Here is a 13,066-nt window from a genome sequence, read left to right as displayed (position 1 = left end):
CTTGCTGTCCTGTGCCCCGGTCAGGGTGCCCAAACTCCTGGAATGCTCACCCCTTGGCTCGAGATCGAGTCGGTGGCGCAGACCCTCCATGCTTTGTCGGATGCCACAGAGGTGGACCTCATCGCGCATGGCACCACGTCGGACGCGGACACCATCAGGGACACGGCCATCGCGCAGCCCCTGCTCGTCGCCACGGCGATCGCCACGGGTCGCGAGGCCCTCGCGGGCGCGGCTCCGGGCCTGGTCGCGGGTCACAGCGTCGGCGAGTTCGGTGCGGCGGCGCTGAGCGGGGTGCTCTCGGACGCCGACGCGATGTCGCTCGTCACGGTACGTGGCCGCGCGATGGCCGACGCCGCAGCGGCGGCCGAGCCGACCTCCATGGCGGCGGTCCTCGGCGGCGACGCGGAGGAGGTGGCCTCGCTTCTCGCGCAGCTGGGCCTCACCCCGGCCAACGCGAACGGAGGCGGCCAGGTGGTCGCCGCGGGCGCGAAGTCCGCGATCGAGGCGCTCGTGGCCGCACCGCCGGCCCGCGCCCGCGTGATCGAGCTTCAGGTCGCAGGCGCGTTCCACACCTCGTACATGGAGCCTGCGGTCCAGGCGCTCGCCGCCGCGGCGCAGGACGTGGTCCGTCACCAGCCGAGCGCGACCCTGCTGTCCAACGCCGACGGTGCGCCCGTCGCGTCAGGTGACGACGCGCTGTCGCGCCTCGTCACGCAGGTGGCGAACCCCGTGCGCTGGGATCTTTGCATGGAGCGGATGCTGGAGCTCGGAGTGACGGGCATCCTTGAGGTGGCGCCCGGCGGAGTCCTCACCGGGCTCGCCAAGCGTGGGATGAAGGGCGTGTCGGCAGTCGCCCTCAAGACACCCGACGATCTGCCTGCCGCACGAGAGCTCCTGGAGGCACACGCGTGACCACCCTCAACGTCCGTCGAGGACCCGAGTACACCCGCATCCTCGGACTCGGAGTCGCCCGAGGCGAGAACGCCGTGCCGAACGACGACCTGATCGAGCCGATCAACTCGTCGGACGAGTGGATCCGCAAGATGACGGGCATCGTGACCCGTGTGCGCGCGAACAAGGACACGTCGGTGATCGACCTGTCGGAGCGCGCCTCCCGTGACGCGATCGCGAAGGCTGGGCTCGAGGCCACCGACATCGACGCGGTGATCCTGTCCACCATCTCGTACCCGCACATCACCCCTGGTGGCGCGCCCGTCCTCGCCGACAGGCTCGGCGCCACCCCCGCCGCCGCCTTCGACATCTCCGCCGCATGCGCGGGCTACTGCTACGGCATCGGCCAGGCCGACGCGCTCGTGCGCTCCGGCAGCGCCCGCAACGTGCTCGTCGTCGGCGCCGAGAAGCTCAGCGACTGGGTGGACCCTGCGGACCGTTCCATCTCCTACCTGCTGGGCGACGCCGCAGGTGCCGTCGTGGTCGGCGCGTCTGACACGCCCGGCATCGGCCCCACCATCTGGGGCTCCGACGGCGCTGGAGCAGAGCTGATCCACCAGACGTCCTCATGGCTCGACGTCCGCGACGTGCCTGGCACGCCGTTCCCGACGCTCCGCCAGGAGGGACCCAGCGTCTTCAAGTGGGCGTCCTTCAAGATGCCCAAGATCGCCCTCGAGGCCATCGAGGCCGCCGGCCTCACGCCGGACGACATCGACGTCTTCATCCCGCACCAGGCGAACGTGCGCATCATCGACCAGATGGTGAAGCAGATCGGCCTTCCCAAGAAGGTCGTCGTGGCCAAGGACATCGTCGATTCCGGCAACACCTCTGCCGCGTCGATCCCTCTCGCGACCGAGCGGGTGCTGCGCGACGGCGATGCAAGGTCCGGCGACCTCGCGCTGCAGATCGGCTTCGGCGCCGGTCTGGTCTACGGTGCGCAGGTCATCGCGCTGCCGTAGCCGCACCACTAGATTTGTCAGGGTTCACCCACGAGCACGGCGTCGCAGAGGCGCCGACGAACAAGGAGAGAAAGATGGCTCTGTCTGAGAACGAGGTCCTTGAGGGCCTGGCCGAGATCGTCGTCGACGAGACGGGCATCGACGCCGCCGAGGTCACCGCTGAGAAGTCCTTCACGGACGACCTGGACATCGACTCGCTGTCGATGATGACGATCGTCACCCTCGCCGAGGAGAAGTTCGACGTCCGCATCCCCGATGAGGACGTCAAGAACCTCATCACCGTGGGCGACGCCGTCACCTACATCACGGGTGCCCAGGACTGACCACAGCACCACCCAGCGTCACGCACCACCCAGCCCCCGCATCACGAAAGGCTCACCCATGACTGTCGTCGTCACCGGACTCGGCACGACCTCTCCCCTAGGCGGAGACGTCGCGAGCACCTGGGAGGCCGCGCTCGCGGGACGCTCGGGCGTCCGCACGCTCGACAACGACTGGGCTGAGACGTACGGCGTGCCCGTCCACTTCGCTGGACAGCTCGCGGTGCGGCCGGAGGAGGTCCTGTCACGTCCAGAGACCAAGCGCATGGACCCGTCCGCCCAGATGGCGATCGTGGCAGCGCGCGAGGCGTGGGCGGACGCGGGCTCCCCCGACGTGGACCCTGAGAGGCTCGGCTCGATCGTGTCCTCGGGCATCGGCGGGGTCTGGACGCTGCTCTCGGCATGGGACACGGTGAAGGAGCGGGGCGCGTCGCGCGTCCTGCCCCTCACCGTGCCCATGCTGATGCCGAACTCCCCCACCGCGTACGTGTCGCTCGAGTTCAAGGCTCGTGCCGGTGCGCACTCCCCGGTCTCCGCATGCGCCTCCGGCGCCGAGGCGATCGGCATGGGCCTCGAGATGATCGAGTCCGGCCGGGCCGACGTGGTGATCGCGGGCGGCACCGAGGCGGCGATCCACCCGCTGCCGATCTCGGCGTTCGCCGCCATGCAGGCGCTCTCCAAGCGCAATGACGACCCTGCCGGCGCCTCCCGTCCGTACGACGTGACGCGCGACGGCTTCGTCCTGGGCGAAGGGGCCGGCGTGGTGATCCTCGAATCCGAGAGCCACGCGAAGGCGCGCGGCGCTCGCATCTACGCCCGCCTGCTCGGGCGGGGCATGACCGCCGACGGTCACCACATCGCGGCGCCTGAGCCGACCGGCGCCGGCCAGACCCGCGCGATGGAGCTGGCGCTGCAGGACGCGGGTCTCACGACGGCCGACGTGGTGCACGTCAACGCGCACGCCACCTCCACCCCGGTGGGCGACATGATCGAGGCGCGCGGCATCCGCACCCTGCTCGGCTCGCACGCGGACTCGGTGGCGCTGTCCGCCACGAAGTCCATGACGGGCCACCTGCTGGGCGGCGCCGGCGCGCTCGAGTCCGTCTTCACCGTCAAGGCTCTGGAGACGCGCACCGCGCCTCCCACGATCAACGTCACGCAGCCCGATCCGGAGCTGCAGGTCGACCTGGTGCGCGATGTGCCGCGCGCGCTCCCCGCCGAGGGCCAGATCGCCGCGATCAACAACTCGTTCGGATTCGGCGGCCACAACGTGGCGCTGGTGTTCGCCAGCATCTGACACCGCTCACCACGTGCGAAAGGGCCGGGCTCCTCGAGAGCTCGGCCCTTCGTCGTCCCCTCCCCCGACAGTGCGAACCAATCGGGACGGCAACACGCCGGAGATCGACGCCACGATGCTCCCCCACCGGCGTGTCGACCTGCATAGTGGTTCGTACTGGTGGGGCGCCTCAGCCCTAGAGGTCGACAGCGGTCGCCTGGTGATACCTGAGGCGCCATCGATCCGTCAGGGTCCAGATCGAGCTGCGATGCGCTGCACCGCGAGTGCCGTGCTGAGGCATCGAGGTGTAGAGCACCAGAGCGCCGTGCGCGCAGACGGCCTCGACACGGAATCCGGTGAGCGGGAGCACCACGTCGATCTCCTGGTACGGCGCATCGATCGATTCGTCACGCGTGTAGACCCGGCCCGACTGCCCCACCTCGGTGAATCCAGGCGCGAGCACGGCCTCCATGTAGGCCCTGTCGAATCGTGTCTCGGGTCGCCACATCGCCTCCTCCATGGCCTGCAGGAGAAGCGCGTCGTCCCGGGAGAGCTCCATGGGCTACCCGACGCGGTGCAGCCAACGCACGGGGGCACCGTGGCCCGCATAGCGGAACGGCTCGAGCTCCTCGTCCCATGCGGTGCCGAGCGCGAGGTTCATGGCTCGTGACAGCTCGGCGGCGGAAGCGCCTGCCTCGAGCACGGACCGGATGCGGTCCTCGGGTACCACGATGTTGCCGTGCACGTCCGTGACCGCGTGGAAGATGCCGAGCGACGGCGTGTGCATCCAGCGTCCGCCATCGCAGCCGAACGACGGATCCTCGGTCACCTCGTAGCGGACGTGCTCCCAGCCACGCAGCGCCGACGCGAGCGTCGCACCCGTGCCGGGGCGTCCCTGCCACGCCACCTCGGCGCGGAACATGCGGTTGCCGGCAGGCTGGTCGGTCCATTCGAAGTGGGCGCGCGAGCCCAGCACTCCTTGCGCGGCCCACTCGATGTGCGGGCACATCGCGCGAGTAGCGGAGTGCACGAAAAGAACACCACGGGTGATGGCAGCCATGACCCTTCCTTCCTCTGAGGTGCGTCTTCCCCTACGACCTCGAAGGCGGCCCGCTGAGCCGGGTGTGCCTCTATGGTGCCCCAAGGTGGGCCAAAATGCCAGCACACCGGCCGGACGAGGGTGTGTTCGCGTGCCGTTGTGCCACCCTGGACAGCATGGCGACGACGGACGAGCCGATGACCGCGGGGCAGATGCGGGACGCCGAGGACTGGACGATGCTCACCACGCCGGAGTCCGCGCTCATGGATCGGGCGGCCTCCGCCGTCGCGCACGAGTGCGGACGCCTGCTCGCGAGCAGGCCCGATGGCGTGGAGGGTGCGGCCGTCGTCGTGCTGGCCGGGAGCGGCAACAACGGCGGTGACGCGCTCCTGGCCGGTGCGCTGCTCGCGGAGCGAGGAGCGGTGGTGCGGGTCGTCCCGTGCGCTGAGCGCCTCCACGAACGCGGAGCGGCCCGGCTGAGCGGCGCGGGCGGCGTCCAGGCGGAGCTCTCGTCGGGTGCGCTTCTTGTCGCGGGCGCGGATCTTGTGATCGACGGCATCGTCGGGCTGGGATCCCGCGCGGGGTTGCGCGAGCCGGTCGCCGGCGTGGTCGCACTGATCCCGCGCACGACGCCGGTCGTGGCGGTGGACCTGCCTAGCGGTCTCGAGGCCGACTCATCGGCCGACGAGGCCCCTCACGTGATCGCGACCTCCACCGTGACGTTCACGGCGCCCAAGCACTGCCTGGTCGAGCATCCCGCTGCCGCAGCAGCAGGGCGCGTGGTGATAGCCGACGTGGGCGTGGACCTGGGATGGAGGAGCGCCTGACCATCCGGCTCGCGCCGGGCTTCGCAGACCCGCAGCCCTCAGCCCTGTGTCAGGACGCCTCGAGCGACTCCCGCAGCTCCTTCATCGCCTTGCGACGCACGCCCTTGTCCAGGCGGTCGAGGTACAGCTTGCCGTCCAGGTGGTCGCACTCGTGGTTGATGAGGCGGGCCCAGATCTCCTCGCCCTCGACGACCACGAGGCTACCGTCGAGATCCGTTCCCTCGGCGCGTGCGAACGCCGGGCGTTCGCACGGGTACCAGAGGCCGGGGACCGAGAGGCAGCCCTCCTCGCCGAGCTCCTGCATCTCCTCGGAGTTCTCGGTGATGACGGGGTTGAGGATGTAGCCGATGTCGCCGTCGATGTTCCACGAGAACGCGCGAAGGCTGACACCGATCTGGTTCGCCGCGAGGCCGGCCCGGCCCTCGTAGTCGACGGTCTCCAGCAGGTCCTCGACGAGCTGGCGGACCCGGTCGTCGATGTCGGTGATCGGCTCGCAGGGGGTGCGGAGCACGGGATCGCCGGTGACACGGATGTCTCGCATTGCCATGCCGCCATTCTTCCACGCCGATGCGTGTGCCAGGCTGGTCTCATGGTCATGGGCGCGTCGGTGGACGAGGACGACGTCGTCGCGCTGTGGCCGCGCCCGCTGGCGGAGGACGACAAGTACTCGCGTGGCGTCGTCGGCGTCGTGGCGGGCTCGGACGCGTATCCGGGCGCGGCCGTGCTGTGCGTGTCAGGAGCCGCACGCGCCGGCGCGGGGATGGTGCGCTACGTCGGTCCGCGGCGCGCCCAGGACCTGGTGCTGGCGACACGCCCGGAGACGGTCGTCCACGCGGACGCCGACGCGGTGGACCGGCTGCCGCGCGCGCAGGCGTGGACCGTCGGCTCGGGCGTGGCGGACGACGCGGGCCAGGAGGCCGTGATCGGGGCCGTGCTCGCGAGCGGCGTGCCGTGCGTGGTAGATGCTGGGGCGCTCGAGGACTGCGCTCGGGCTCGCCACTCGGGTTCGCGCCGCACGCCTCCTGACCGCGTGCTGATGACGCCTCACGAGGGTGAGCTCGTGCGCGCGCTGGGCGCCATCCGCCACGACGTGACGGCCGCCGACGTGCGTCACGATCGCGCAGGGCACGCGCGGCTGCTCGCGGAGATCACGCGTGCCACCGTGCTGCTGAAGGGCTCCCGCACGCTCATCGCCTCCCCGGGCGGCTCGGTGCGCGAGCTGCCGGTGGCGACGCCGTGGCTCGCGACGGCCGGCGCGGGAGACGTGCTCGCAGGGATCGCCGGGGCGCTGCTCGCCTCAGGATTGGACGCGGCTGACGCAGGCGCCTGCGCGGCGTGGGTGCACGCGCGAGCGGCCGCCGCCGCCGCGGGCGACGACCCGCTCGCCCCCACCGGGCGCGGCGGTCCGATCACCGCGATGGACGTCGCCGCCGCCGTCCCTGAGGTCATCAGGGGCCTTCGCGAGCCCTGAGGCCCGGTCAGCGCGGGGACACGGTCACAGTGGCCACCCGAAGAGCACCACCGCCGCGAAGACGCCGGCAGCGACGAGCGCGACGGCGGCGAGCGCTGCCGCGATGGCGGGGCGTCGCCCGGTCGACATGGCCGGAAGCACGAGCCGGGTCGCGCCGGCGGTCATGGCGCAGGGCAGCACCAGGCCCACGAGCACGAGCACGAGCGCCGCGCCGGCGTGCGGCTGGTCGATGAGGAACAGCGGCGAGGGCACGAGCGCCAGCAGCCCGCCGAGCACCGCGAAGGACGCCACCCCGGTGACGCGGCTGCGGTGGGCGGTCGCGGTGGCGACCACGCGCCCGAGCGTGTGCGACACGAGCGCGATGCCCACGACCAGGATCACCAGGTGGACCAGTGCGAGCGCCACCCCTGTGAGCACCTGCAGGTCGCCGTCGCCGGCCCCGTCGATGAGCGCGCCGTAGGCCCATGCGCCGAGCGGGCCCCACGTCAGGGCGAGCAGCGCGTGGATCGGGATGCCCACGCTGGTCGCGCGCCACGCACCTCGTGCGCCCGTGGGGGCTTCGACCGCCGCAGGCGCCGTCGACTCGCTCATGGTTCCCACCGCCTCAGCTCGGGGGGATGCGGGACATCCCGTCGCAACCAAGCGTAGGCGCGTGGTCGCCCGCCGTCGCCTCGTCGCACGACCTGGAGGCCGCTCAGACGGTGTGGAGGCTGAGCGCGACGCGAGCGGTCGGCACGACGCCTTCGGCGTCGAGCACCGCACGCTTGACGGGAAGGATGTACGTGCCGCGGCCCTTGGAGGGGAAGATGCTCGTGCGCCAGGTCGTCGTCCCGAGCGTGACCTCGACCCTGACCGCTCCGAAGCCTCGGCGGGGTCCGGTCTGGGCGTCCTCGATCACGTCCGCGACATCGTGCGGAAGGTCGGCGAAGACCCAGGTCTCTCGCCTGGATTCCCAGAGGTAGAGGTCGGCGTCGAAGTGGAACTGCGTCACGCGTCGACGCTAGCACCGGGCGGACGGGACACTCGAAGTATTACGCGGAGGTAAACTTCCGCTTTTCCTGTGGCAATGTGAGATGCGTCACATTATTGTGCTCAGAGAGGGAGCTCGGTCGCGTCCACACCCGGGTGGCGCGCGAGACCCCGCTGAGGGAGGCTCTGATGGCGCCTGCACGACTTTGGCGTCGAAGGGGGAACGTCGCGATCGCCGCGGCGACGCTGACAGCGATCTTCACGCTCGCGCTCGGATTCGCGCTCACCGTGCTCACCAGCCCGGTCGCCCGCGCCGATGCGCCCGGCAGTCCTCCCGGACAGTCGAAGGTGGCCGACGATACCGGGCAGGCGGCCTCCGCCGCTCCGCGCTTCAAGGCGCACGGCCCCATCACCGTGACCACCGCGACGCCCACGCTCACCGGCGTCGGCTTCCCCGGCGGCGACTCGACGCTGACCCTTGTCGTGTCCGGCACGTCGAGCTCCGGCGATGACATGACCGGCAGGAGCTGCACGGCGACCAGCTCCGGCAACGGTGGATGGAGCTGCACGTTCGCCACACCCCTGGCGTCCGGCACGTACAAGGTCACGCTCGACCATCACCTTGGCAACGGCAAGACCGTCGAGACCACCTCATGCCAGCTGATCGTCGCCCTGCCCGCGGCCACGCCGCCGGTGATCGAGACGACGCCTCCCGTGGTCGAGACGACACCCCCGGTCGTGGACCAGACGCCGGAGCAGACGGGCGAGGTGTCCACCCCCAAGTCCGAGGTGAAGACCACCGCACCCGCGCCGCGGGCCACCACGCCGCCCGCCGCTCCCGCAGCGGTTCCGGCCGCCGCTGCGGCCCCGCAGGCGACGAGCACCACCACGCCGAGGAGCACCCCGCGCGCCACCCATGCCGCGGTGGTGGTGCCTCCTACCATCGAATGGTCGTTCTCGATCGTGGACGCCGACGGCAACGACATCGGCGGACGCCCGCTCGTGCCAGGTGAGCACCTGTCCGTCGTCGCGTCCGGGCTCCCCGAAGGTGCTCAGGTCGACGTGGAGATCCACTCGACGCCTGTCTCCCTGGTCTCGGCCACGGTCGACGGCACCGGCAGCCTGGTCGCGCCCTTCACGCTCCCGGTCACGACGGAGGCGGGCGCGCATGACCTGGTCGCGACGCTCAGGGCCGACGGCATCTCCGCCTCGGTCTCGTCGCTGCCGGTGATCGTGGCGCCGGCGAAGACGGAGACCATCGTGCTCGCCGAGGGTCCCGCTCCTGCCGTCACCTTGACGCCGGTGCCGCCGGAGCTGACGGTCCACCGCCTGTCGGACGTGCTGCGCACCTGGAGCGACCTCACCGTCACCCCGTTGACCGTGGCCGCAGCGGGCGGTCTGGCAGCCGCGTTCGTGCTGCTCGCGGCACTGCCCGCCGAGCTGCTGCAGAACACCCTCACCGAGAACTACGGCCGAGCGTTCGGATGGCTCACCCCAGTGCGTCGCCGCACCCGCAGCCTGCGGAGGTTCGTGCCGAGCAGGCTCGACAACCCGTGGGCCGGAAGCGCCGTCTCAGTGGCGCTGAGCGCCGTCATCCTGGGCTTCTCCGAACCCCAGTTCGGATTCAACGCCTGGTCCATCCGCACGTTCCTGGCGCTGTACCTGTCGCTCTACGCGATCAACGTGGTCGTGAACGTGCTCAAGCTCGGGTACGCCGCCAGACGCTTCGACGTCAACGGCGTGATGTCCCCCCTGCCCGGCGGCATGATCATCGCCGCCGTGTCGGTGCTCGTCTCGCGCTGGCTGCACATCGAGCCGAGCCTGCTGTTCGGTCTGGTCGTCGGCATCACGCTGGCGCGGGTGCAGTCCAAGGAGGCCGAGGGACGTATCGCACTGTTCGGCGCTGCGACCATCCTGGGACTCGGCATCGTCTCCTGGCTGGGCCTGTCCGCCGTCGAGACGTTCCTGGGGCATGACACCAACTTCGTGGTGGGCCTCACCGAGGACACGCTCGCGGCGACCGCGCTCGAGGCCCTGACGATCCTGCTCGTGGGCCTGCTGCCGTTCGACTATCTGGAAGGCAAGGCGCTCCACGACTGGGATCAGCGGATCTGGGCGGCCAGCTACTTCGTGGCCGCGGCGGCCTTCGTGTTCATCGCCGTGCCGCTGGGCGAGACGTGGGACCAGTCGCAGCAGCCGGTGCTGATGTGGGTGCTGATCGTGGCAGGGTTCGCGGCGATCTCGATCGCGGCCTGGCTCGCCTTCCACGTCCTGCCGGAGCACCGCCACCAGCGCGACGACGAGCACGCTCAGGTCTGACCCGCGGGGCAGCGAAAAGGCCTCCCACCTGCGTTTCCGCGGGTGGGAGGCCTTCCCGTTTCGCTCCCCCGACTGGACTCGAACCAGTAACCTGCCGATTAACAGTCGGCTGCTCTGCCAATTGAGCTACGGAGGATCGCGCGGTAAGACTCTACACGATCCTGAGGCCGGAAAGAACCACCTGCGCCTCCCCTGCGCAGGCGTGACGCCGGGGACGCGTACGCCGCGGTGACCTGCTCCGGGAGGCGCTCCGGCTAGGCTGTGTGCGGCGCGCGCGGACGCACGCCACGGGCCAGTAGCTCAGCCGGTTAGAGCAGTGGACTCATAATCCATCGGTCGCGGGTTCAAGTCCCGCCTGGCCCACCCGCGGAACGCCGATATTCCAAGCAATCACGCGCCTGCGTGCAGCCAACGGTGCAGCCGATCACTCCCGCTCGGATCTCAGAGCCCCACGGGTTCGGTGACGATGTCCCTGTCGGTGACTCCCGTGCCCGCGATGATGCGGTGACGCACCGCCCCGGAGATCGTGTCGACGAGCACGGTCACCACGATGATCACGAACAGCAGGATGCCGATGTAGTCCCACTCGCGATACCGGAACGCCTGGTTCAGCACCGCGCCGATGCCCCCCGCGCCGATGACGCCCAGGATGGCGGACGCGCGGATGTTGATCTCGAAGCGGTAGAGCCAGAACGCGAGCACCTCAGGCAGCACCTGGGACCAGTAGGTCCAACGCAGGATCGCGCCGTGCGATGCGCCCGCTGCGCGGGCAGCCTCCACCGGCCCCGGGTCGATGCCCTCGAGCGCCTCCGCGGTCAGCTTGCCGAGCGTGCCGATGGCGCCGACGCCGAGCGCGAGCGCGCCCGCGTTGGGGCCGAAGCCGAAGATGGGCAGCAGCAGGATGATCGCGAAGATCAGCTCGGGGATGGTGCGCACGATGTTGAGGAACACGCGCGTGACCTGCACGACCACAGGGTGCGCAACGTTGCGGGCGGCGAGGAATCCGAGCGGCACGGAGAGCACCGCGCCGATCATGGTGCCGATCCACGCCATGGAGATCGACTCGAGCATCCCCTTCACCGCCTCGGTCCAGTACCCGCTGTACGGATCCGAGAACGGGTTCTGCATCACGCCCTTGACCATCAGGTAGAAGTACTTCCACCCGTCGGTCAGCAGGTCGGACAGGTTGCCCCATGCCGCGTTGGAGAAGCGGCCGGCAGCGATCACGACGAGCACCAGCACGATCGCGCCGACGGTGGCGCGGATCTTGCTCGGCTCCGCGGGACGGACGACGCGAGGACGCGTCGTGGCCTCGGTGCTCATACGAGCCTCCTTCGCAGGTACTGCGAGAGCTGGTCGATCACGAGCACCACCAGGAACATGCTGATCACCAGGGCGGACACGTTCTCGTAGTTGAAGCGTGCGAACTGCACCTGGATCAGGTGCCCGATGCCTCCACCGCCGGCATAGCCGATGACGACCGACGCGCGGATGTTGAGCTCGAACACGTAGAGCGCGTACGAGAGGAAGTTAGGGAGGATCTGGGGCTGCACGGCCCACCGCGCACGCGAGAACGTGCCTGCACCGGATGCGTCTGCCGCCTCGAGCGGACCTGGGTCGACCGCGTCGATCGTCTCCGACGTCAGCTTGGCGGCGATGCCGATGTTGAACACGAACAGGGCGAGCATGCCGGCGAGCGATCCGACGCCGACGATCGCGACGAAGATCAGCACGTAGGCGACGTCGGGCAGCGACCGGAGCACGGACAGGAACCACTTGGTGGCGCGGTACAGCCGGGCGTCACGGTTCGTGACGGACGACGCCATGTACGCGAGCACGAGCCCCAGCCCGACCCCGAAGAAGCTGGCGATGATCGCGATCGACACGGTCTCGACCCATGCGTCCCACGAATCAGTGAGGAACGACCAGTGCGGGTGCAGGAACTGCTCGACCACCACCCAGCCGTTCGCGAAGTCGGTGAACAGCGGCGCAAGCGTGAAGTCGATCTGCCATGCGGCCCAGGCCGTGATGAGGACCGCGACGACGAGCCCGACGATGAGGCCACGGCTCGGAGCGGGCTTCCGTGGTCGCACCGCCGCGGTGGGGACCGCGGACGCGACCGTCATGCCTGCCCCGGGAGCACGTCGTCGGCGGTGAGGGAGCGTCCGTAGATGTCCTCGAACACCTTGTCGTCCGCCTCGACGCCGGTGCCGTCGAAGACGACCTTTCCCCCACGCATGCCGATGACCCGGTCGCCGAACTGTCGGGCGAGGTCGAGGAAGTGCAGGTTCACGAGAGTCGTGATGCTGAGGTCGCGGTTGATCCGCTGCAGGTCCTTCATGACCATCTGCGCGGTGGGCGGGTCGAGCGAGGCTACGGGCTCGTCGGCCAGCATCACCTGCGGATCCTGGGCGAGCGCGCGCGCGATCGCCACGCGCTGCTGCTGACCGCCGGAGAGCTGCGACGCCCTGGTCCACGCCTTCTCGACGATGCCCACGCGCTCGAGCGACTGGTACGCGATCTCCTTCTCCTCCGCGCTCCACGCGCCGAGGAACGACCTCCACAGGGGGATGTCGTGCATCTGGCCGATCATCACGTTGTTCATCACGGAGGTGCGCTTCACGAGGTTGAAGGACTGGAAGATCATCCCGATGCCGGAGCGCACCTCGCGCAGCTTGCGGTTCGACGCGCCTGCGACCTCGACGCCGTTGACGACCAGGCTGCCCTCGGTGACCGGCACCAGTCCGTTGATCGTCCTGATCAGGGTCGACTTGCCTGCTCCTGACAGACCGACGACCACCACGAACTGACCGTCGGGGATCGTGAGGGAGACGTCGTCGAGGCCGACCACGCCGTTGGGATAGCGGACGGTGACGCCCTTGAGCTCGATCATGTTCTCTGCCTACCAGGGGAATGGCACCGGCGGCCAGCCATA

The 13,066-nt window shown here is 69.9% G+C and carries 15 protein-coding genes and 2 tRNA genes; 8 read left to right on the top strand and 9 right to left on the bottom strand.

The window, feature by feature from the left end; genetic code table 11:
- Positions 1 to 42: 42 nt before the first annotated feature.
- The 4 genes from RN607_RS05350 to fabF all read left to right on the top strand — a co-directional run bounded on the left by RN607_RS05350 (position 43) and on the right by fabF (position 3,527).
- Positions 43 to 912, top strand: coding sequence for an ACP S-malonyltransferase (locus RN607_RS05350; protein WP_376784239.1), 870 nt, complete (start codon positions 43 to 45; stop codon positions 910 to 912).
- The gene (locus RN607_RS05345) at positions 909 to 1,910 is read left to right on the top strand and encodes a beta-ketoacyl-ACP synthase III (RefSeq protein ID WP_313544841.1); all 1,002 of its coding nucleotides are present in this window, start codon (positions 909 to 911) and stop codon (positions 1,908 to 1,910) included. The genes RN607_RS05350 and RN607_RS05345 overlap by 4 nt, the downstream gene beginning before the upstream one ends.
- A 74-nt stretch (positions 1,911 to 1,984) precedes the next feature.
- The gene (locus RN607_RS05340) at positions 1,985 to 2,233 is read left to right on the top strand and encodes an acyl carrier protein (protein ID WP_313500629.1); all 249 of its coding nucleotides are present in this window, start codon (positions 1,985 to 1,987) and stop codon (positions 2,231 to 2,233) included.
- A 58-nt stretch (positions 2,234 to 2,291) separates the two neighbouring features.
- Positions 2,292 to 3,527 (top strand): beta-ketoacyl-ACP synthase II, encoded by a 1,236-nt coding sequence (gene fabF / locus RN607_RS05335; protein ID WP_313500626.1) that lies wholly within the window; start codon positions 2,292 to 2,294, stop codon positions 3,525 to 3,527.
- A 175-nt stretch (positions 3,528 to 3,702) separates the two neighbouring features.
- Here the strand turns inward: fabF and RN607_RS05330 are convergent, their stop codons facing one another.
- Positions 3,703 to 4,065: a nuclear transport factor 2 family protein gene (locus RN607_RS05330; protein WP_313500623.1), complete on the bottom strand. Its 363-nt coding sequence runs from the start codon at positions 4,063 to 4,065 to the stop codon at positions 3,703 to 3,705.
- A gap of 3 nt (positions 4,066 to 4,068) precedes the next feature.
- Complete coding sequence (locus RN607_RS05325; RefSeq protein WP_313500620.1) at positions 4,069 to 4,566, bottom strand: DUF3145 domain-containing protein; 498 nt, start codon at positions 4,564 to 4,566, stop codon at positions 4,069 to 4,071.
- 155 nt (positions 4,567 to 4,721) lie between these two features.
- Here RN607_RS05325 and RN607_RS05320 point away from each other — a divergent pair, with 155 nt between their 5' ends.
- Complete coding sequence (locus RN607_RS05320) at positions 4,722 to 5,372, top strand: NAD(P)H-hydrate epimerase (protein ID WP_313500617.1); 651 nt, start codon at positions 4,722 to 4,724, stop codon at positions 5,370 to 5,372.
- 49 nt (positions 5,373 to 5,421) lie between these two features.
- Here the strand turns inward: RN607_RS05320 and def are convergent, their stop codons facing one another.
- Positions 5,422 to 5,919, bottom strand: a complete 498-nt coding sequence (def, locus tag RN607_RS05315; RefSeq protein ID WP_313500614.1) for a peptide deformylase — start codon at positions 5,917 to 5,919, stop codon at positions 5,422 to 5,424.
- Positions 5,920 to 5,961: 42 nt separating this feature from the next.
- Between def and RN607_RS05310 the strand changes: the two genes are divergently transcribed.
- Complete coding sequence (locus RN607_RS05310; RefSeq protein WP_313544839.1) at positions 5,962 to 6,843, top strand: NAD(P)H-hydrate dehydratase; 882 nt, start codon at positions 5,962 to 5,964, stop codon at positions 6,841 to 6,843.
- Positions 6,844 to 6,867: 24 nt separating this feature from the next.
- Here the strand turns inward: RN607_RS05310 and RN607_RS05305 are convergent, their stop codons facing one another.
- Both RN607_RS05305 and RN607_RS05300 read right to left on the bottom strand, forming a co-directional pair.
- On the bottom strand, positions 6,868 to 7,434 hold the full coding sequence (locus tag RN607_RS05305; protein ID WP_313544837.1) for a hypothetical protein: 567 nt from the start codon (positions 7,432 to 7,434) through the stop codon (positions 6,868 to 6,870).
- 103 nt (positions 7,435 to 7,537) lie between these two features.
- Positions 7,538 to 7,834 (bottom strand): DUF1905 domain-containing protein, encoded by a 297-nt coding sequence (locus RN607_RS05300; RefSeq protein WP_313500604.1) that lies wholly within the window; start codon positions 7,832 to 7,834, stop codon positions 7,538 to 7,540.
- A 167-nt stretch (positions 7,835 to 8,001) separates the two neighbouring features.
- Here RN607_RS05300 and RN607_RS05295 point away from each other — a divergent pair, with 167 nt between their 5' ends.
- On the top strand, positions 8,002 to 10,131 hold the full coding sequence (locus tag RN607_RS05295; protein ID WP_313544835.1) for a hypothetical protein: 2,130 nt from the start codon (positions 8,002 to 8,004) through the stop codon (positions 10,129 to 10,131).
- Between the two features lie 63 nt (positions 10,132 to 10,194).
- Here the strand turns inward: RN607_RS05295 and RN607_RS05290 are convergent.
- Positions 10,195 to 10,267: transfer RNA gene (locus RN607_RS05290), tRNA-Asn, on the bottom strand.
- 153 nt (positions 10,268 to 10,420) lie between these two features.
- Here RN607_RS05290 and RN607_RS05285 point away from each other — a divergent pair.
- Positions 10,421 to 10,494 (top strand) — tRNA-Ile (locus RN607_RS05285).
- 78 nt (positions 10,495 to 10,572) lie between these two features.
- On the opposite strand, the gene phnE (RN607_RS05280) is transcribed toward RN607_RS05285, so the two are convergent.
- From phnE (RN607_RS05280) to phnC, 3 genes are read right to left on the bottom strand one after another with little or no spacing between them, the layout of a single operon-like run.
- Positions 10,573 to 11,454: a phosphonate ABC transporter, permease protein PhnE gene (gene phnE, locus RN607_RS05280; RefSeq protein ID WP_313544833.1), complete on the bottom strand. Its 882-nt coding sequence runs from the start codon at positions 11,452 to 11,454 to the stop codon at positions 10,573 to 10,575.
- Positions 11,451 to 12,257, bottom strand: a complete 807-nt coding sequence (phnE, locus tag RN607_RS05275) for a phosphonate ABC transporter, permease protein PhnE (RefSeq protein ID WP_313544831.1) — start codon at positions 12,255 to 12,257, stop codon at positions 11,451 to 11,453. The genes phnE (RN607_RS05280) and phnE (RN607_RS05275) overlap by 4 nt, the downstream gene beginning before the upstream one ends.
- On the bottom strand, positions 12,254 to 13,024 hold the full coding sequence (gene phnC / locus RN607_RS05270; RefSeq protein WP_313500594.1) for a phosphonate ABC transporter ATP-binding protein: 771 nt from the start codon (positions 13,022 to 13,024) through the stop codon (positions 12,254 to 12,256). The genes phnE (RN607_RS05275) and phnC overlap by 4 nt, the downstream gene beginning before the upstream one ends.
- Positions 13,025 to 13,066: the final 42 nt, after the last annotated feature.

The organism is Demequina capsici (assembly GCF_032102965.1).
GTDB lineage: Bacteria > Actinomycetota > Actinomycetes > Actinomycetales > Demequinaceae > Demequina > Demequina capsici.
This window is presented reverse-complemented; position numbering and strand designations above follow the sequence as displayed.